General features: G+C 34.4%; 17 protein-coding genes and 1 pseudogene. 10 read left to right on the top strand and 8 right to left on the bottom strand.

The annotated features are described in order from the left end of the window. Positions 1-93 precede the first annotated feature (93 nt). From MJ631_RS02840 to MJ631_RS02825, 4 genes are read left to right on the top strand one after another with little or no spacing between them, the layout of a single operon-like run. A complete protein-coding gene (locus MJ631_RS02840; protein WP_262986630.1) occupies positions 94-2,256 on the top strand; it encodes a phage tail tape measure protein in 2,163 nt (720 codons plus the stop codon). Positions 2,257-2,259: 3 nt separating this feature from the next. Continuing rightward, entirely contained in the window at positions 2,260-2,667 is a 408-nt protein-coding gene (locus MJ631_RS02835) for a phage tail protein (RefSeq protein WP_262986629.1), read from the top strand. Positions 2,668-2,677: 10 nt separating this feature from the next. Then, the gene (locus MJ631_RS02830; protein ID WP_244226844.1) at positions 2,678-2,851 is read left to right on the top strand and encodes a tail protein X; all 174 of its coding nucleotides are present in this window, start codon (positions 2,678-2,680) and stop codon (positions 2,849-2,851) included. A 1-nt stretch (position 2,852) separates the two neighbouring features. Further along, entirely contained in the window at positions 2,853-3,848 is a 996-nt protein-coding gene (locus tag MJ631_RS02825; protein WP_262986628.1) for a phage late control D family protein, read from the top strand. Here MJ631_RS02825 and MJ631_RS02820 read toward each other — a convergent pair. Continuing rightward, positions 3,785-4,333 carry an ankyrin repeat domain-containing protein gene (locus MJ631_RS02820; RefSeq protein WP_262986627.1) on the bottom strand — a complete coding sequence of 183 codons (549 nt, stop codon included), beginning with the start codon at positions 4,331-4,333 and terminating at the stop codon, positions 3,785-3,787. The genes MJ631_RS02825 and MJ631_RS02820 overlap by 64 nt on opposite strands. 128 nt (positions 4,334-4,461) lie before the next feature. Between MJ631_RS02820 and MJ631_RS02815 the strand changes: the two genes are divergently transcribed. From MJ631_RS02815 to MJ631_RS02805, 3 genes are all read left to right on the top strand, one after another. Then, positions 4,462-4,686, top strand: coding sequence for a hypothetical protein (locus MJ631_RS02815; protein WP_262986626.1), 225 nt, complete (start codon positions 4,462-4,464; stop codon positions 4,684-4,686). Between the two features lie 9 nt (positions 4,687-4,695). Further along, positions 4,696-5,601 carry a patatin-like phospholipase family protein gene (locus tag MJ631_RS02810; RefSeq protein WP_262986625.1) on the top strand — a complete coding sequence of 302 codons (906 nt, stop codon included), beginning with the start codon at positions 4,696-4,698 and terminating at the stop codon, positions 5,599-5,601. A 217-nt stretch (positions 5,602-5,818) separates the two neighbouring features. Continuing rightward, complete coding sequence (locus MJ631_RS02805) at positions 5,819-6,571, top strand: exonuclease/endonuclease/phosphatase family protein (protein ID WP_262986624.1); 753 nt, start codon at positions 5,819-5,821, stop codon at positions 6,569-6,571. Here the strand turns inward: MJ631_RS02805 and MJ631_RS02800 are convergent. The 7 genes and pseudogenes from MJ631_RS02800 to MJ631_RS02770 form a co-directional block, all read right to left on the bottom strand. After that, positions 6,524-7,936 (bottom strand): IS4-like element ISWosp2 family transposase, encoded by a 1,413-nt coding sequence (locus MJ631_RS02800; protein WP_214303148.1) that lies wholly within the window; start codon positions 7,934-7,936, stop codon positions 6,524-6,526. The genes MJ631_RS02805 and MJ631_RS02800 overlap by 48 nt on opposite strands. A gap of 25 nt (positions 7,937-7,961) precedes the next feature. Further along, the gene (locus tag MJ631_RS02795) at positions 7,962-11,852 is read right to left on the bottom strand and encodes a toxin TcdB middle/N-terminal domain-containing protein (protein ID WP_262986623.1); all 3,891 of its coding nucleotides are present in this window, start codon (positions 11,850-11,852) and stop codon (positions 7,962-7,964) included. Positions 11,853-12,211: 359 nt separating this feature from the next. After that, positions 12,212-13,348: a SpvB/TcaC N-terminal domain-containing protein gene (locus MJ631_RS02790; RefSeq protein WP_262986622.1), complete on the bottom strand. Its 1,137-nt coding sequence runs from the start codon at positions 13,346-13,348 to the stop codon at positions 12,212-12,214. A gap of 155 nt (positions 13,349-13,503) precedes the next feature. Next, positions 13,504-13,725 (bottom strand): annotated as a pseudogene (locus MJ631_RS02785) (patatin-like phospholipase family protein); the annotation flags it as partial. Positions 13,726-14,049: 324 nt separating this feature from the next. After that, the gene (locus MJ631_RS02780) at positions 14,050-14,703 is read right to left on the bottom strand and encodes a hypothetical protein (RefSeq protein WP_262986620.1); all 654 of its coding nucleotides are present in this window, start codon (positions 14,701-14,703) and stop codon (positions 14,050-14,052) included. Positions 14,704-14,792: 89 nt separating this feature from the next. After that, positions 14,793-15,059: an exonuclease/endonuclease/phosphatase family protein gene (locus tag MJ631_RS02775; RefSeq protein WP_262986619.1), complete on the bottom strand. Its 267-nt coding sequence runs from the start codon at positions 15,057-15,059 to the stop codon at positions 14,793-14,795. Further along, a complete protein-coding gene (locus tag MJ631_RS02770) occupies positions 15,050-16,462 on the bottom strand; it encodes an IS4-like element ISWosp2 family transposase (protein ID WP_214303148.1) in 1,413 nt (470 codons plus the stop codon). The genes MJ631_RS02775 and MJ631_RS02770 overlap by 10 nt, the downstream gene beginning before the upstream one ends. A gap of 63 nt (positions 16,463-16,525) precedes the next feature. Between MJ631_RS02770 and MJ631_RS02765 the strand changes: the two genes are divergently transcribed. The 3 genes from MJ631_RS02765 to MJ631_RS02755 all read left to right on the top strand — a co-directional run bounded on the left by MJ631_RS02765 (position 16,526) and on the right by MJ631_RS02755 (position 19,062). Continuing rightward, positions 16,526-18,352 carry an RHS repeat domain-containing protein gene (locus MJ631_RS02765; protein WP_262986618.1) on the top strand — a complete coding sequence of 609 codons (1,827 nt, stop codon included), beginning with the start codon at positions 16,526-16,528 and terminating at the stop codon, positions 18,350-18,352. 70 nt (positions 18,353-18,422) lie between these two features. Beyond that, positions 18,423-18,563, top strand: a complete 141-nt coding sequence (locus MJ631_RS02760; protein WP_262986617.1) for a hypothetical protein — start codon at positions 18,423-18,425, stop codon at positions 18,561-18,563. A 142-nt stretch (positions 18,564-18,705) separates the two neighbouring features. Continuing rightward, positions 18,706-19,062, top strand: a complete 357-nt coding sequence (locus MJ631_RS02755; RefSeq protein WP_262986616.1) for a hypothetical protein — start codon at positions 18,706-18,708, stop codon at positions 19,060-19,062. Positions 19,063-19,068 lie beyond the last annotated feature (6 nt).

Genomic DNA, 19,068 nt, shown 5'->3' with positions numbered 1-19,068 from the left:
TAGCTCAATGGTTGGTGGTGGAATCAATCAGTGGCTTGATATGGATATTAAAGAATTTATTACGTGGTTTGAAAGTAGCAAAAAGTTATACAAATGAAAGCAATTTCTATAGTAATTGGAGCAACACTGCAAAGCAGTTTTAATAGTACGATGGCAGGTAGTACGAAGCAGCTTTCTCGTATTGGTAGTACGATAAAACAACTTGAATCATCAAGTAAATCAGTGTCTAAGTTTAAAGAGCTCAGCCACGATGCTCTGCTTGCTTGGCGTTCTTGGAATGAACTGGAAATAAAAACAAAATCTCTTGCTCAGCAGATAAAAAACGCAGAAGAACCGAGTAAGAGTCTGCAAAATGAGTTTACAAGGTCTAAAGCTGCAGCACTGAAAGCTAAAACAGCTTATTTACAAAAAAGAAGTGCTCTTCGCCTACTACGCACGGAGTTCAGTAAAAGTGGTAGAGACATAAAATCTCTTATTGGAGATCAAGCTAAACTTGGCTCTTCTATTGAAAAGCTTAAAAATAACTATACGGCTTTAAATTCCGTAATGCAAAAACGTAAAGGAGTTCTAGCGCAAAGAGTAAATTTCAAAGCTCAAATGATAGATGCTGTAACACTTGGACTCACCCTTGCAGCACCACTTAAGGCTGCAATTAGTTTTGAGAGTGCTATGGCTGATGTAAAAAAAGTTGTAAAATTTGAAGATAAAGATGTAAATGGGTTAACAAAGCTTGGGGAAACATTAAAGGCAATGTCACGAACAATTCCGCTATCTGCAGCAGAACTTGCGCAAATTACTGCAAGTGGTGGTCAACTTGGTATTGCAGCTAAAGATCTTGCAATTTTTACAGATACTGTGGCCAAAATGGCAACTGCATTTGATATGTCAGCAGAAGAAGCAGGAGAAGCTATTGCTAAGCTTTCTAATATTTACCAAATTGAAATTGGTGAAATGGCAAATATTGGTGATGCGATAAACCATATCTCTGATAACACTGCAGCAAAGGCCAAGGAAATTGTTCCGACGCTAAACAGAATTGGTGGTACAGCAAGGCAATTTGGCTTAACTGCAGTGGAGGCAGGAGCTTTAGCAAGCAGCTTTATTAGTCTTGGTAAAGCTCCTGAAAAGGCAGGTACGGCGATTAATGCAATGCTTAGCAAACTACAAACAGCGAGTAAACAAGGTGGCAATTTTCAAAAAGCGTTTCAAGTGTTAAAAATAAATGCTCAGGAGTTTGAGAAAGCAATCGGTAAGAATGCACAAGGTACATTACTTAAGTTTTTAGAAACAGTTGCAAAATTAGATAAGCAAGAACGTTCTAGCGTTCTCTTTGACCTCTTTGGTCTTGAATATCAAGATGATATAGCGCTACTTACTGGTAGTCTTGATGAGTATAGAAAATCTTTGCGACTAATAAACGAAGAATATCAAGGCTCAATGCAAAGAGAGTTTGAAAATAGAGCAAATACTACAGCAAATAATCTTCAGTTACTTAAGAACTCAATAGCAGAAGTGGGAATGAATCTTGGCTTTGTATTATTACCATCTTTAAATTTTACTGTTAATCTTCTCAGGTCAGCAACTACACAAGTAGCACTTTATGCCAAGGAGTATAGAGTACTGACTACAGTAATCACGAGTACTGCTACAGCCTTGATTAGCATTAAAATAGCAGCTATATCTCTTGGATATGCTTGGACTTTTGTAAAAGGTTCCTTACTCGCTCTTTTGTCTACTTGGAAAGTGTTTGGATCTGTTATTACTTTGGTAAAAATAGGTCTTTCTGCAGTTTTTCCAGCAATAATTGCTGGATTTAAAGCATTGACAATTGCCTTAATGAGTAACCCTATGGGACTGGTTATTGGTGGTTTTGCTGTTGCTGCAACTCTGATGATTATCAAGTGGCAAGCAGTAAAAGACTTCTTTATTACCATTTGGGAATCAGTGAAAGTTGTATGGAAGTCTTTTTCTGATTGGATAGGAAAATTTTGGAATAATATTACTCAGCCTTTTAAAACAATCAATAATCTGTGGAGCAAAAAAAATGAGGCTAGACTAGAAGTTAGATCTGTAAATAACGTTATCAGTGATTCCCTTAAGCACCCTATTACAGCACAAAATAAGACTATAGAGAACAAAATGCAATTTAGTATCAATATTCATTCAAGCCCTGGGCAAAATGCACGCAGCATTGCTGATGAAGTAATGGAACGAATTAGAGAACAATTTAGTGGCGCACTTTACGATATAAATTAAATTATGTTATCTCTTGGTCCATATAGATTTGCATTAACTGAGCAAGGTTTTACACGTAGAAGTGAATATCGCTGGCCTGCACTTGAGCGTATTGGGGAAAAGCCATTGCTTCAAAGTATTGGTCCTGGAGAGGACATTGTTGAGCTTGCAGGAGTAATCTATTCAGGAGGGATGAAGCAAATAAATAATATGCGAAATTCATCGAAACCTCTTTTACTTATTGATGGCCAGGGTAACATTTTAGGCCATTTTGTTATTGTGAAAATAGAAGAAACGCAGAAATATTTTTTTCCAAATGGTGAACCAAGAAAGATTGAGTTTCATTTAAGTTTAAAACATTATAGCAATTTATCATCACAAAATAACACTACTGACTTTACTGCAGCTGACAATGATGTACTACAAAACTAAGGAAAATGATATGTTAGATTTAATCTGCTGGAACTACTATGGATTCAGCTCAGAAGCAGTTGAGATTGTGTTAAGAGCTAATCCTGGACTTGCAGAGTATAAAAGTCTTCCTGCAGGATTAATCATTAAACTTCCTGTTATTCAAAAAGAGACACAAAAGCAAGTAGTAAAACTATGGGATTAAAATGACACCAGACTTTAGTATTTCAGTAGAGGGCATTTCCATCACTGAATTGGTGAAAAGTCGATTGGTATCAATGCATATTACTGATGAAGCAGGAGTAATAAGTGATACTGCTGTAATTCATCTTGATGACCGTGATTCATTATTTGAGATTCCTAGAACTGGGGCAAAGCTAAATATTTTACTCGGGTATAAGGAAACTGGCATTGTGCCAATGGGAGATTATATAGTAAATGAAATTACGCTACAAGGCCCGCCACAATCACTAAAGATTAAAAGTCATGCAGCGGATCTAAAAGAGTCATTAAAGGAACAAGTGTTTAATGAGTGGCATCAAATCACCTTAAATGATTTGGTAAAAAAGATTGCAGACAAACATGGCTATCAAGCTAAAGTTGCTGCAGAGTTTGCAAATATCATGATATCGCATATTGATCAGACTGCAGAGAGCGATATGCATTTTTTAACCAGGCTTGCTCAAATTTATGGAGCAATAGCAAAACCTGCAGGAGGATATTTACTTTTTGTTTCAAAAGGGAAAGCAAAATCAGTTACCGGAAAAACTTTAAGCACTATTACTTTAACACCTAGAGATATTACAAGTTGGCAAGTAAGATTTAATGAGCGTAATCAATATGGCTCGGTTATTGCCTATTGGTATGATTATGAAAAAGCAGAGACTATAACAGAAAAAATAGGCGATCAAGAACCAAGCTATATTCTGCGAGATGTTTATGCAAGCAGTGATTTGGCGCAAAGTGCAGCATCTGTAAAATTAAATCAGCTGATGAGCAGTACAGCAACACTAAATATCACAATGCCAGGCAAACCTGAGTTATTTGCCGAAGCAAAGATTAATCTTTCTGGATTTCGTAAAGGAGTTTATGGTGATTGGATAATAAATAAGGCTGAGCATGTAATTGATAACCTAGGCTATCGTAGTATGGTAACAGCTGTTACGGAGGCACGGGAAAGTAAATTGATAATTTCCTCATAGATATCTTTTTTTTCTTTATTATTATTTAATTCCTCTACAGCAAGATCTAAAGGAGTTTTTTTATCTTTGTTTTTAGCAAGAGGATTTGCTCCGTTTTCCAGTAGAAATTTAGTAATTTCTAGATGTCCTTTTCGTGCAGCATAATGCAAAGCTGTCCAGCCAAAAGCATCAGTAGTATTTATATCAATGCCTTCTTCAACCAGAAATTTTATAACTTCTAAACAGCCTCCACTTGTAGCATAGTGTAATGATGTTGCACCAAAATAGTAGGTGTCATTGATATTTACTGCATTTTTTATTAAGGATTTTATGTTATCCAAATTGCAGCTTTCAGCTGCAATACGTAATGCTATTCTATCTTCACTAGTTGTTTTACTTTCTATTGGTATAATTTTTGATGGTTTACAATGCTGAAACAAAAAGATAACACATATTATTGGTATTATCGAATTTACTAATAGTTTTCGAAAAATGCTGAATTTCATATCTATGATATTATTTACATTACTTGCTTAATGCAATGAGTTAGCTTTAAGAAAAATTCTTAAGATTTTTTTGGACGTATTTTTGACAAATCTTGTATATATTAGTATACAGCTTTTTGTACAAAAACATGAAAAACCAAAGTACAGGAAAGATTCCTGTAGCAGTAATTGCTACTATGGTGATACAAACAATAGCATTGATCTGGTGGCTAGCTAAGCTCGACTTAAGAGTTCATATGCATGATAAATTTATAGAGCAAAATCAAAGGACTACAGAAATCATCTATCGTCTTGAAGAAAGGGTCAAAAACCTTGCTGAAGAAGTTAACGAGCTTGAGCAGAGACAAAAATAACTATAACAAATGACAAAGTACATTTTATCTGTAGATGGAGGAGGAATTAGAGGAATAATTCCTGCCATTATTCTAGCAGAAATTGAATCTAGGACAAAAAAGCCAATTTCCCAGATCTTTGACTTAATGGCAGGAACCTCAACCGGTGGAATTATTGTTGCTGGACTTTGTAAAAGCAATAAACTTCAATACTCTGCCAATGATTTGGTTGAACTTTACCAAGAGTATGGAGCATATATCTTTCAAGCATCACTTTGGAGAAAATCAATCGCTTCTTGGCTGAGTGGTTCTCAGTACTCATATAAAAATATGGAATTTATTCTCAACAAATACTTCGGCGAAAGCACTATGGCCGATGTTGCGAGTAATCTACTGCTCACTAGTTATGACATTCACAACAATTGTGAATTTTTCTTCAAAAGTTGGAAAGAAGAAAACATTAAGTTGAAAGATGCACTCAGAGCTACAACAGCTGCCCCAACGTACTTTGCGCCAAAACGTCTAAAAGTTAGCCAAACAGAGAGAGTGTTGATAGATGGCGGAGTGTTTGCCAATAATCCAGCTGCCTGTGCATATGCAAGTGCTAAGAGGTTATTTCCAAATGATGATATTGTATTGTTATCGATAGGTACTGGCAGAACAGATAGAAGCATAGAGTATGTTAATTCAAGAAGATTGGGGAAAATAGGATGGGTCAAGCCACTACTGAATGTGATGTTTGCCTCTGGATTGGATTGTGTTGATTATCAACTAGAACAAGTAATAGATGATAAATATATGCGAATACAATCACAATTGAAAGTTGCATCAGCTGAGATGGATGATATAACACCTCAAAATATTAAATGTTTGCAGCAAGAAGCAAAGGCAATGATAGAAAGTCATCAAAGAGTGATTGATGTGCTATCAAAATGATATAAGTTTATGAAAAAACTTTTTTTCTGATGAGAGAGTTATAAAATTCAAAGCTTTTTTGATAAAAATAAACTTTTAAAAAATAATTTGGACGTTTTTTGTACCAATCTTGTATATATATAACATAAACTTGAAGCGCAGGAACTACAAAAGAAAATTCAGCTTTAAGAGAAAAAAGATAGTAAAAAAAATCTTCTAATCAAAAAAGGGATGTAATATGTTAAAAGGCATGAAATCTTTATTATACAAAAGTAAAATGTCGAAATGTTTTTTCACAATGTTACTTGCATGCTTTATTATGCCAATATGTAACGCTCAGCCACCTCAAAAAAATAACGTACATGAGTTCACATCAGCCACATGGAATACCAACGGCCCGCGCTGGAATGTTGTGCAAGCGTTGATGAATTATGGATTAGACATTTTAGCCATTCAAGAAGCTGGAAATATTGGAGATATTTCTAGTCAATTGTCTAGTCCGGCCGGCAATCGATTACAGATTTGCTTTGGGGGGTTTGATCTTGAGCCTAACTCAGATGTAGGCGTTCAGGAATATATTTGGAATACTGGATCAGGAACTTTTTATATGTATTATTACAACAATCGTTTAGATATCCCGTCAGCTCCGGGAACGAGTCAAGGGACTACTAAGCAAAATATGGCAATAATTTCCAGGCAAAGGGCAGGTGAAATTGTACTCATTCCATCTGAAGTTAGACATACACCAATAGATGCTGCGTCAGAGAACTATCAATCCCGCACTTTTATAAATCGACCAGTTTTAGGAATACGTATTGCCAATAGTGTTTTCTTTAATATTCATCCAGAACCAAATAGAACGCGTAATGAAGCTCCTGAACTGATAAACGTTATACAAAATTATATGGAGACATATTATCCTGATCAAACCTGGATCTTACTATTACCCACAAATATAAAGTTCGTGAGCAAGTCGCCATCCTTCTGCTAGATCAAAGAGACGTCTCCATCCTTTCCAAATAGTAATGGGGCCTGGTTCTAGATCATTTTTTCTAGCCAAATGTCCTCCAAGTTGAGCAATCCATGAAACAGCTTCTTTTATAGTAGGAGTTGCATTTGAACATGGTTTTCTATGTATTTTTACATATAGAACTTTCCATTCTTCTTCGGCTAATAAGGTAGTACACGGTAATGTTGGATCAGTTCTTGCAATTGTTGTAATAAAGAAAATTCTCCAAGCAATAATACTCATTACTGTTAAATATCGCATCAACCTTTCTGCTGTTCCAAGCCTACATTCTTCAACTTTGAGACCAGATTTTAAAATTTTATGTAATATTTCTATTTTCCATCTAAGACAATACCACCTAACTTTTTCAACAGCTTCATCAAAGGTATTGACTGGAAGATTTGTTAAAAGCATCCACTCTAGCGGATTTGTTTCAGAAGGAAAGTCTTTTTCAACAACGTAAACTGCATAGTGTGGTAATTTAAGTAATTCTTCTGTCTTATGCCTAATACTATTCTTAGATGGATGCATAATAAACTTTCCGAATCTAACTTCCAAATGTGCTGTTCTTTTTGGCTTATTATCTTTTGCAGGAACTTCAACTTTTACCGTACCTGCACAATGAGAGGATTTAATAAATTCCCATAACTTCTGCTCACCTTTTTCAGGATATCGAGATTTTCTATTTACTGCCCTATCTTTGGAAGCTCTAACTAACACTGCCGAATTAAGATTATATGCAAGCTCAAAAAACTCATATATATCTGCTTCTCTATCGCATATAGTTATAGTCTCAGTTTGAGTTGAATCAATAATGTTGTTTGTGTTGCTTAAAGTTTCTAACCATTTTATACTCTCTTTATCTTCAATGCGGATACTGTCATTGTTCTTTTTTTTTATGTTTTCAGATTCTTCAGGTCTTGAATAAATTTTTTGATCTAGTATCCCTAGTACCAAACCTTCTATACTAACAGCTAGAGCTGTATGCATTATAATACCTTGACTATGTTTTCTTGTAATAACTCCCAATCCACTTGTTTTTTCATGGTCTGTGTATGAAATATAACTTGTATCTTGGATCACAAAAATTTTTTTATGGGCTTTTGTTCTTTCAACTGTTTTAGCAACGTGTGAAGCTAGAATATCGCCTTCTTTCACGTTCTCATTTTGAAAAAAACGATATGCTGCTTTTGCTTCTGACCAACTTCCACACGCCTGATTGATTGAGCTTTCAGGTAAACTTGTAAAACTATCAGCAATATTTACTAATCGGTCAGTTAACCTTTTATCTCCAAGTACAGCATCTCCAAATTCATTTTCAGCCCATTCATTATTCCTGTTTGCCATTTTTTACCCTCAATGTTTGCAAACTTTAATGTTGTAATACTTTATTTTTATGTCCATTTATATTTGTGGGTAATAGTAAGGTAATGTTTCCTATTGGATCATACGTATAGTGAATACTTTGTAATTTCTTTTGTCCCTTTTGACTTTCTAGTTTAGTAAGTTGAAAAGTTTTAGGGTCATAGCTATAGCTGGTAACAACACCATTGCCATAGGTAATCGATGTACGCTGGCCTTTGGCATTATAACTGATGTTTGAAACGTATTCTTTGTTAATTGTTTCTCCTCCTTTTTTAAGCTTAATTTGCTTCACTCTGCCAGCTATATCGTAAATTGGAATATGAGCATTATTTTGCGGATCAGTCTTTTCAATTATTTCGCCAATTGCATTATATTTTATGCTTGAATTAAACACTTCCTGCTCAAGATCTGCATTTACCGTAACAATACTTTCGACACTTTTCCAATTTGCTTCTTGTTTATAATTCTTCCTCAGAATGTAGCTACTTTTTAACACCTGACCTTTAAAATCATTTTCTTTAATCTCAGTTAGTCCTGCTTGATCATAATGACCAATTAGTGTTCCATAACGATTAGTAGCTTTATCTTGAATATTCTCAGAGTAAAAGAATCTTTCGACAGTATTATCTAATTTCAGGCTTTGGTTGGTAACTTTTACTTTGCTTGGCCGTTGTAATCGATCGTATTCTGTATAAGTACATACTCCTCTGCTATTCCAGCTATACACTCTGCTTCCAGCAACATTTGCTAAACTCCAGGTTTCTCCAGCATCAATACTGGTGCTCTTTAAGAGCCCTGCCATCGAATAGGTGTGGATAAAATTCTTTATCTTTTCTTCCTTACCCTGGTTTTGCTCATAAAACCTTGAATCAACACTTTCTCGTTCATTTCCTTGAATATCAAGTTTGACGTGCGATTTTAACTCTATATTGCTTTGCCCATTCTTGCTTAATATGTCTATTTGCAAAAACTTTCTTCCTAAGCTATCTAAATGCTCTATCGTTGGTGTATTATAATGCTTTTCTGCTTTGCTCAGTGCGTCTTTTTTATCCTTTAAAGCTCTTTTTTCTTCTGCACTTGCTTTATTCCATTTCTCGGTAAATTCTTGGTAGTATGTTGAATCTTTCACCGTATCGTTAAGATCAAAATTCTTGGTAGTCCATGAATCAAATTCTACTTTGCTGAAAAAACCTTTTGCCGTATCAATACGAATGTTTCTCAGCAGAGGATCATAATAAAGAGTGTCAGATACTCCTTGATTACGCATACTCTCTTCGGCGTCATAAAAAGGTGAATTACTATAAAAAGGTTCATACTTTTTCACCTCCTTGCCTTTATTGTTATAAACAACTCTCCCTGATGCTAGCCATTGTTTACTATCTGAATCCACGAGCATTTTAGTTTCAAGATTTCTGCCAAACCCATCAATGTGAGTTACAACTCTCCTGATTCTTGTCGATGCTCCTTCTGAAACATGAGTCTCTCTCTGCAGATTAATCACATGCACAGGTTGACCATTCTTTCTCCATGCTTCTAGGTCATAATAAAAGAAACTTGTTGCATTCTGTAAGTAGTGCCCTGGACCATTTGCTCCTTCTGCTGTCCCTAAAACATCTTCAAAATTTGGATTTTTTCTTACTTGATATTCGAGTAGTGGCTTATCACCTTTTTCTTCTCCGTTTTCTCTGCCGTAAATTGAAGCGGCAATTACAACTCCCAGTGGATTTAATATAACTTCTGAAACATTATCGTTATGATCAGTGAGTTTTACTGGACTTGAACGTTGATAATCATATTCTGCAGTGGTTTCATAATTTGAGGTTGCAGTGGCTTTAACTATTGTTTTTATCGGCAGTAAATTATATTTATCATAAACAACTGCAGTTTCAGCGCCAAAAACATCAATTACTTTTTCCGGTAAATAGTATTTATTGCTACCATAATAGTATTGTGTTGGACTTGGTACCCACCAAAGATTATTCGATGTTTTTTTGTAGCCAAGGTCTTTTAGCATCTGATCAGAAGTGATTTTGCCTGAAAATACTTCTTTTATTTGACTATCAGAAAATGCCATAGCTTCGGTGTGATGAAGCAGCACTTGCTGCGTTACCGAGCCAAGTGGTAAAGTAGAATTTTGTTCTTTATTCCAAAAATAATTGTGATTTTCACTTAAGATCCTTGCTTGCGGATTTGTATAGTTTAAGTTTTCTTCAAATTTTATCGTATTTTGTAGAGATTTCTCTACGTGTGTCCTTAAGTCACTAATGTTAACATAGCTATCTGTTGCAACTCTTAATCCACCTATCTCAAAAGCTTGTGATTTATAGAGAGCTCCAAGTAAGTAAAATTCTTTAGTGTTATTAATGTAAAAGTTATGTTCTAAAGTAGCATGTAACTTTTGCTGCTCTGAGTAATTGTTTGGCTGATTTCGGCGAGGGTAAGTAATACCTGCTGATTTAGTGACATTACCATACTCATCAACCTCTAAAACAAAGTCGTGCTGAATACGTGGATCACAGCAGTTTCTTTCATAATGATAGCTAATAGTTTCCTGTAAATTAACAAAGAATATTCCGTATTTAAATCTAGAGTCTTTATTAGTATTATCTTTACTCGATCTTAGTAGTTTTACTGCAGCGCTGGATTCAGTGACTGAATATGGATGCAAGTAGAGGGTTGGATTTTCTCCTTTATCTAAACCATATACTTCTTGTCTTAGCACTTGCCCTTGAATCCCGCGGTATGCTTGTCTTTTATCCTCTATTGAGATGATATTTTTATCTAATACTTGTGGCGTTATTTTTAACGCTTTACCATCTCCTTGGTAAAATTCCTTTCTATAGCTCTCAACTAAATCTCCTGCTTTTTTATAAGCTCCAGTGTGATACCAAGTCTTGGTGTAAATTGGTGCTACATAATGTTCTTTTTTCTCAATAGTGGCAAAATCTTCCGTGTCCCAGGTTTCTACAAAACCAAATCCGCGAAATTCTTTTTCAGTGTAATCATAAAATCCATGATGATAGCTATATTTACTTGTAAGTTTACTTCCTACTATATTGTCTAGAGTTTCTATTTTTTCAATTACTTGTACTGGAAACGGCAGACTTGTTACCCATGCCTTTCTATCTTTCAAATAAAACTGAGTAGAAGCTGCATAATGAAGACGGGTAAGGTTACCCATGTTATTATCTATTTGCTTCAGTAAGTGCGGCTTTACTCCGTTGTAAAAATCGTAGTACAGATGCTGTAATTTTAAGTTTTGATCCAGATAGCTAATAAGCAAACAGTTAGTTCCATTTCCTAGAATATCAGCAAACTCAATACGACCAATTTGATTGTAATCTACCGGTAATTTCAAATTAACTGGCTTACTAAATGAATTACCACTATTGTTATAATAGATATCTAAACTATTATGGTTAGCATAAACTAAATCAGTAGTACCAGAGCCATCAATGTCAGCAAAGTAAAGTCTTTTTGCATTTAATCCGTTCCTAAAATATGGAGCGTTTTCAAATACAACTTTTTCACCAAATTTACCGTAGCCAAGATTTGGCCAACATTCTACTTTACCATTTTCTATTTTTACTAAATGGCTTTTGCCATCACCAAACATGTCAGCAAAGCGTACTAAAGTACTCTCTGAACTGACACGTTGATTTGGCAAATCTTTTGGCGCTCTATTGTAAATAGCTTCTTTGTATCCTTTTTTACCTATAGATGGATATACTCTTACACTTTCTCCTTCAAATATTACGATATCCGTTCTTCCATCTCCGGTGACATCTATCATCTCTTGAAGTTCACTGCTCAAATTGATTATTTGCGATTCAAGAGGCTTAAATTCACTCCACTTACCATCAAAATCATGATAACCTTGAAAACCACTTTCATTCACATAAAGCTGTAACTCACCGTTACCTTCTAAACTCGTCAGTGAATAAGTAGTTTTACGAAACAGCGATGGAAAACGCTCTAGCAGTTTAGCTTGAGCAAACTCTCCATTGCCATTTGGTCTAAAATAAAGGATTGTGTTGCCATCGTTATATAATATCCCTTCAATACCTTCTTGATATAAATCAACCGATTGAAATCTTTGATCATTTAAATACCCAGGAAAGTTTTTGTTTATTCCTTCTATTTTTACTGGTTTAAAAGAGTTTTTATTATTTCTATTGTGAAGATCTAAAAAATTACCTTTTTCTTTTATGACAAGAGTTTTTTCACTGTCTTTGATTTTCCAATTTGAGTTTTCTGCTACAATCTCTGCACTATCTTTTTAAATATATAGTCTTGTTCTCTGAGAATCTGTAGAAGATCTTTAGACGGTTTGTTGCCATCTTTAAGTCCGACAGATGAAACTGTTGCAATGTAGGTAGAATCATCGCTGGTATGAGAAAAAACTAAAGTTGGTGTTGATTTGCTAAATCTTTTTTCTCCTCTCTCATGATAGCCAACTTCTTTTACAGCTCTTAAATAGGTAATTGTTGGTTTTTCGTCGTAATCAAAGTACGTTCCATTTACTAGCTTTGGCTCTTTACCCAGTTCGTCAAATCGATGGTAAATCCTTATCGCTCGGCATAAGAGTTCAGTTCTTATTGCAAACCCTGTAATGTGTGAAGTAAACGAATCTTGACGGAGAACTGTATTTCTTTCTTCGCTATATTTTTTATCTATAGGACTGGCAAAGTCATTTTCGCCATAATCAAATAAAACTTCAAAGTGATTATAGTTTAATTCTTCATTATGGCCATAAGTAATCCGATCAATTACTCTGCCACTACCTTGTTTTTCTGTACTTGAGCGATAATGATAAAATATTTTATTTCCATATACATCGCTTAATTCCTCAAGTAACCATTCTGCTATATGCTGTTTGTTATTCGTATCGTAGATTTGCGCTTGTTCATTCTTACCATAAATAGCAATGCTGCCATCTTTACTAGTAACTTGCCAATGAATAGTGCTATCACTTTTACTTATTAAACGCTCTATTTTAGCAAATAATCCTTCAACACGTGGCTGATAATAAGTAATATCATATTTGCTATTACTTGTTTGATTAATCGCAACCAAGTCATCTGCTCCACTTAGGACAAAAATATCTTCATCATCATAAGTTGGAATTTTTTTGGATGTTTTTCTGATAATACTTGCTACTGAAACATTAAACCCTATACCAAATACTCCGTTACCACTTCCAGAACTGTAATTAACGCTTAAAGAAAGTGAGAAATTACGACAAGTTGGTAGCGCAATTGGTATTGAGAAAGATCCAGTACCAGTGAATGAGTTAGCCTCAAAAGCTTCACTGATTCCTTTTATCGCTCCTCCGCCTTTTGGCAGCTCAAGCTTTGTGGCCTCAATAGTAGACTTTTGTGAAGTGGATTCCATATGATTTATTTGCGTGAAAACGCGCTTTTATGTTATATATATACAAGATTGGTAAAAAAAACGTCCAAATTATTTTTTAAAATTCTATCTTTTTCAAAAAAGCTTTGAATTTTATAACTCTCTCATCAGAAAAAAAGCTTTTTCATAAACTTATATTATTTTGATAGCACATCAATCACTCTTTGATGACTTTCTATCATTGCCTTTGCTTCTTGCTGCAAACATTTAATATTTTGAGGTGTTATATCATCCATCTCAGCTGATACAACTTTCAATTGTGATTGTATTCGCATATATTTATCATCTATTACTTGCTCTAGTTGATAATCAACACAATCCAATCCAGAGGCAAACATCATATTCAATATTGGTTTGACCTATCCTTATATGTTAAAACAAGTCTTTATAAATGTTATAGAATGGCAATGCAAGAACATATAGAGAAGAGGAACCGTTTTTAAGCAAGGTTCTCTTCTCTATTTTATATACTGAAAGTTCCGAACAACTGATTGAGCTTTTAGGTTCGTATATATAAGGGTGGAAAATGCAGTATTAAATATTATTCTATAGAGATAATATAAATTGTTATTGCTTGGTTGAGAGCATGAGAAGATAATAACTTTTCAGAGTGGGTAGGTGGCAGCATTCCTTGAGGCCACATTTTGTTTTTACAGTAATGGAATTAGACCTTGTTATGAAGATTAACCGCCCCTACATACATTTGTTAATTTTAAATTGTAGACCCTAGAGTAACCTTTCTCCACATAAGAACCTAGCTCAACATCTAGGCCTAGATAAAAAGCATCTTCTGCAAGCCTACATATTTTTTCATCTTCAGTTAAATTAAACCTCCTATCAACAGGGCTTTTTTGGCGTTTTCCTTTACTGGTTTCGGCTATTGCAATGTAACAAGAATCATTATTGTTAATATAAACATTTTCAACCATTCCACTCAAACCGTATATTCTTCCAGTACTAGGCAAAGTTTCATTGGTAAACCAAATTGATTGCTTACCCGCAAAGCTCACCCCTTTGAGCTTATTTCTAACTTTTATGCTTTCGTAGCCATTTCCTAGAGTGTATTCGAAGTTAACCTTTTGATCAAAATCTTTAGCATTCTGTAAAAAATCGCAAATATTTTTTTTATCAGTATACATCCATGACTTTAGTCCTTGACTGACTACTGATACCGAGCAATCACTACTATCACTTTCTATCGTATCAACCTTACCAGTCAAAAAATAAAGCTTATTATCTGAAGCTAATGCATATGACGAATATATAAGAAAAATCGAACCTGCCAAAATACCCTTTGCCAGTTGTAACGTTTTTATATACTTCAAATATTTTTTCATGATGGCCTAAATCCTATAAATTTTATATAAATAAATCGATGACTCACTAAGTTGATGAACAATCTCAACCATTGTATTATATTTAGAGATTAATTAAATCTAACAGGTTTATGATCTGAGGGGTTTGGCACCTGCATCTGTAGTAATTGTGCTACTATTGCAATGGTATCAGTTCGATGGATTGCTGGACCACCCACAATGCTATAATCTAACTCACCTGATGATCGTGTGTTCTGCCCTGAATTCATTATATCGATAAACCTACCATTATTAGCACTAGGGAGATCTGATCTAAGTTGTGCCGGAGTTCTATTGAAGTCTCCCATCACCATCCAGGTTCTTACTATTACCCACAAATATAAAGTTCGTGAGCAAGTCGCCATCCTTCTGCTAGATCAAAGAGACGTCTCCATCCTTTCCAAATAGTAATGGGGCCTGGTTCTAGATCATTTTTTCTAGCCAAATGTCCTCCAAGTTGAGCAATCCATGAAACAGCTTCTTTTATAGTAGGAGTTGCATTTGAACATGGTTTTCTATGTATTTTTACATATAGAACTTTCCATTCTTCTTCGGCTAATAAGGTAGTACACGGTAATGTTGGATCAGTTCTTGCAATTGTTGTAATAAAGAAAATTCTCCAAGCAATAATACTCATTACTGTTAAATATCGCATCAACCTTTCTGCTGTTCCAAGCCTACATTCTTCAACTTTGAGACCAGATTTTAAAATTTTATGTAATATTTCTATTTTCCATCTAAGACAATACCACCTAACTTTTTCAACAGCTTCATCAAAGGTATTGACTGGAAGATTTGTTAAAAGCATCCACTCTAGCGGATTTGTTTCAGAAGGAAAGTCTTTTTCAACAACGTAAACTGCATAGTGTGGTAATTTAAGTAATTCTTCTGTCTTATGCCTAATACTATTCTTAGATGGATGCATAATAAACTTTCCGAATCTAACTTCCAAATGTGCTGTTCTTTTTGGCTTATTATCTTTTGCAGGAACTTCAACTTTTACCGTACCTGCACAATGAGAGGATTTAATAAATTCCCATAACTTCTGCTCACCTTTTTCAGGATATCGAGATTTTCTATTTACTGCCCTATCTTTGGAAGCTCTAACTAACACTGCCGAATTAAGATTATATGCAAGCTCAAAAAACTCATATATATCTGCTTCTCTATCGCATATAGTTATAGTCTCAGTTTGAGTTGAATCAATAATGTTGTTTGTGTTGCTTAAAGTTTCTAACCATTTTATACTCTCTTTATCTTCAATGCGGATACTGTCATTGTTCTTTTTTTTTATGTTTTCAGATTCTTCAGGTCTTGAATAAATTTTTTGATCTAGTATCCCTAGTACCAAACCTTCTATACTAACAGCTAGAGCTGTATGCATTATAATACCTTGACTATGTTTTCTTGTAATAACTCCCAATCCACTTGTTTTTTCATGGTCTGTGTATGAAATATAACTTGTATCTTGGATCACAAAAATTTTTTTATGGGCTTTTGTTCTTTCAACTGTTTTAGCAACGTGTGAAGCTAGAATATCGCCTTCTTTCACGTTCTCATTTTGAAAAAAACGATATGCTGCTTTTGCTTCTGACCAACTTCCACACGCCTGATTGATTGAGCTTTCAGGTAAACTTGTAAAACTATCAGCAATATTTACTAATCGGTCAGTTAACCTTTTATCTCCAAGTACAGCATCTCCAAATTCATTTTCAGCCCATTCATTATTCCTGTTTGCCATTTTTTACCCTCAATGTTTGCAAACTTTAATGTTGTAATACTTTATTTTTATGTCCATTTATATTTGTGGGTAATAGTAAGAAACATTACTACAATGGAAGATGAGTCTTATAAGACTATTTTTCCAAATAACAAAAGTATAGATACTAAGTCTGATTATCACTATGATTCGCTTTATCGTCTCATTCAAGCAACAGGAAAAGAACATCCAGCACTAAGTGGAAAGGAAGAAATTATTACGCAAATTCCACATTTAAACAACCAAAATGCGATCAGTAATTACACTGAGTATTATGACTTTGATTATGGCAGTAACATTACGAAAATTAGGCATAACGGAAAAAATAGTTCCACTAAAGAATTTTATATATCAAGTAAGTCCAATCGTAGTTTACAGGTAGTAGATGAAAGACCTGTCAATGAAAATAACATAGATGCAAGTTATGATGAAAGAGGTAATTTACTAAAGCTGAGTGGCTCGCAGGATTTGCACTGGAATTACCGAGATAACATCGCCTATGTTGATATTATAACAAGGCCTAATGGTAAAAATGATAGTGAATATTATGTTTATGATAGTAGTGGACAAAGGGTTCGAAAAGTTACTGAAACCTATCAGAATAATCAAGCTCATTCTACTAAAGTAGACAAAATTTACTTTGGCGATATTGAAGTTACGAGAACTTATCAAGAGAATGATTTAAGGAAAGAGAAATACACTGTTCATATAATGGATGATAAAAGTAGAGTAGCTCTACATCACTATTATACTAAAGGAAGCTCCGAAGAAACTAAAAATAGTCAAAGTCGTTATCAGCTGAGTAATCATTTAGATTCAGTGGCATTAGAGTTAAACGATAATGCTGAAATCATCACTTATGAGGAATGTCTGCCGTTTGGTGGCACAGCGTTAATTGCTGGAAGAACTGTCCGTGAGGTAAATGAAAAAGAATATAGATATTCAGGAAAAGAAAGGGATAACAGCACAGGTCTCTATTACTACGGTGCACGTTATTACGCACCATGGCTTCTAAGGTGGATAAATCCAGATCCAGCGGGGACTGTTGATGGACTCAATCTTTACCGGTTTGTTAAGGGTAATCCAATCATCTATACCGATCTAATGGGAAAAATGCCAAGAAAAATGCTTGGAAAACGTGTTGATGATTCACAAAGTTCAGATAATAATAATGACAAGCGAATACACTCCCTGGAATCCCATGTGGAAGCCCGATTTATAAGGTTTATTCGCCTTAGTAGCTTTTTGCAAGCTATTGCGATCAAGGCTTACGAAAAGGGAATGGCAGAGCATCCGAATAATGTTGATCCTGTACAAATTATAAGAAAATCTTTCATTAGTGGTGGTGCAAGTTCACATCAAGATGTAAGTGCGACAAATGGGCTGCATGCAGCTCACGTAATTCAAGCAAAGATTGAACAAAAACATGAAGACGTATCAGACGAAGATTATAAACGAATGGTAACAATGATTGCTCATACTCAGGATGAACCGCCTCAATATAATAATAGTAAATTTGGTAAAACTTTTGATAATGTTCAAAAAATGTTAATTAATAATGACATGTTACACAAAATTAATTTTGATTTTAGTAATACAAAAAACAAAAAGACTTTGTACAAAAAAAATATTGCAATGATTAAAAGAATACGAAAACAATTCAGTAGAAAGCTGTTCGATGCTTTTATCTCAGAAGAGAGTAAACAATCTTCCGAAGGTGATAAGAAAAAAGATCGAAGAGATCAGGAAAAAAAGAATATAAGCAAAGCAATCGAACTTTTCAATACTAGAGGTATTATTTTTGATGTGAAGGCATTTAGAATGGGATTCTCTTTATTCAAGAAAGAGCAGAGAGCACATTTTGGTGGATAAGTAAAGATAAATTTATTAATAGATTTTTTGTTAACAAGTTAAACAACAGCTAAAAAATATAGAGGAAATTATGGCAAAAGGAAACACAATTAATGACTCTCTAGTTCGATTAGAGAAAATAGGAATAAAAGTTGAAGAAGCTGAGAAGTTACTCAGCTTTCAAAACGAAAATGATGAGTATTTATATGACTCAGCATTTAAAATTATGTGAGGATGTCTTTGTCAAAAGAGTAAAAGACAAAATCACAGAGCAAGAAGCTAAAGAGATTTATCGGAAAGCTCTAAGCAGGAGAGAATACTCTTCTTTATAAATGAATTTTATTAAAAAGCCCAACAACTATGGAGAGGAAAAAATGACTAACGAAAACACAACTAATGATTCTCAAATCCGCTTAGAGAAGATGGGAATCAAAGGAGAAATAGCTAATAAACTACTGAGCTTTAAAAATGAAGGTGGTGAGTTAGAATACGACTCAGCATTTAAAATCGCGGATTTGTCTGAGAATACCTTTATTGATAAGGTAAAAAACACAATTTCAGTGGAAGAAGCAAAAGATATCTATCAAAGGGCCTTAAACAGAAGAGAATTTGTTTCCCATTATATTAAAAATGCAAGAGATATAAACGAACCACACTACCGAGCATTACGTGTCTGCAATATTGACCATGATACAGCAGCTCAGTGTAAAAAAATTATACAAAATTTGTAAGGAGAA

Source organism: Wolbachia endosymbiont of Oryzaephilus surinamensis (genome assembly GCF_025617515.1).
Classification (GTDB): domain Bacteria; phylum Pseudomonadota; class Alphaproteobacteria; order Rickettsiales; family Anaplasmataceae; genus Wolbachia.
This window is presented reverse-complemented; position numbering and strand designations above follow the sequence as displayed.

Bases quoted from the DNA above. Each gene is read 5' to 3' on its own strand.
- MJ631_RS02840 (WP_262986630.1), top strand. From the start codon at position 94: ATGAAAGCAATTTCTATAGTAATTGGAGCAACACTGCAAAGCAGTTTT.
- MJ631_RS02835 (WP_262986629.1), top strand. From the start codon at position 2,260: ATGTTATCTCTTGGTCCATATAGATTTGCATTAACTGAGCAAGGTTTT.
- MJ631_RS02830 (WP_244226844.1), top strand. From the start codon at position 2,678: ATGTTAGATTTAATCTGCTGGAACTACTATGGATTCAGCTCAGAAGCA.
- MJ631_RS02825 (WP_262986628.1), top strand. From the start codon at position 2,853: ATGACACCAGACTTTAGTATTTCAGTAGAGGGCATTTCCATCACTGAA.
- MJ631_RS02820 (WP_262986627.1), bottom strand. From the start codon at position 4,333: ATGAAATTCAGCATTTTTCGAAAACTATTAGTAAATTCGATAATACCA.
- MJ631_RS02815 (WP_262986626.1), top strand. From the start codon at position 4,462: ATGAAAAACCAAAGTACAGGAAAGATTCCTGTAGCAGTAATTGCTACT.
- MJ631_RS02810 (WP_262986625.1), top strand. From the start codon at position 4,696: ATGACAAAGTACATTTTATCTGTAGATGGAGGAGGAATTAGAGGAATA.
- MJ631_RS02805 (WP_262986624.1), top strand. From the start codon at position 5,819: ATGTTAAAAGGCATGAAATCTTTATTATACAAAAGTAAAATGTCGAAA.
- MJ631_RS02800 (WP_214303148.1), bottom strand. From the start codon at position 7,936: ATGGCAAACAGGAATAATGAATGGGCTGAAAATGAATTTGGAGATGCT.
- MJ631_RS02790 (WP_262986622.1), bottom strand. From the start codon at position 13,348: ATGGAATCCACTTCACAAAAGTCTACTATTGAGGCCACAAAGCTTGAG.
- MJ631_RS02780 (WP_262986620.1), bottom strand. From the start codon at position 14,703: ATGAAAAAATATTTGAAGTATATAAAAACGTTACAACTGGCAAAGGGT.
- MJ631_RS02770 (WP_214303148.1), bottom strand. From the start codon at position 16,462: ATGGCAAACAGGAATAATGAATGGGCTGAAAATGAATTTGGAGATGCT.
- MJ631_RS02760 (WP_262986617.1), top strand. From the start codon at position 18,423: ATGGCAAAAGGAAACACAATTAATGACTCTCTAGTTCGATTAGAGAAA.
- MJ631_RS02755 (WP_262986616.1), top strand. From the start codon at position 18,706: ATGACTAACGAAAACACAACTAATGATTCTCAAATCCGCTTAGAGAAG.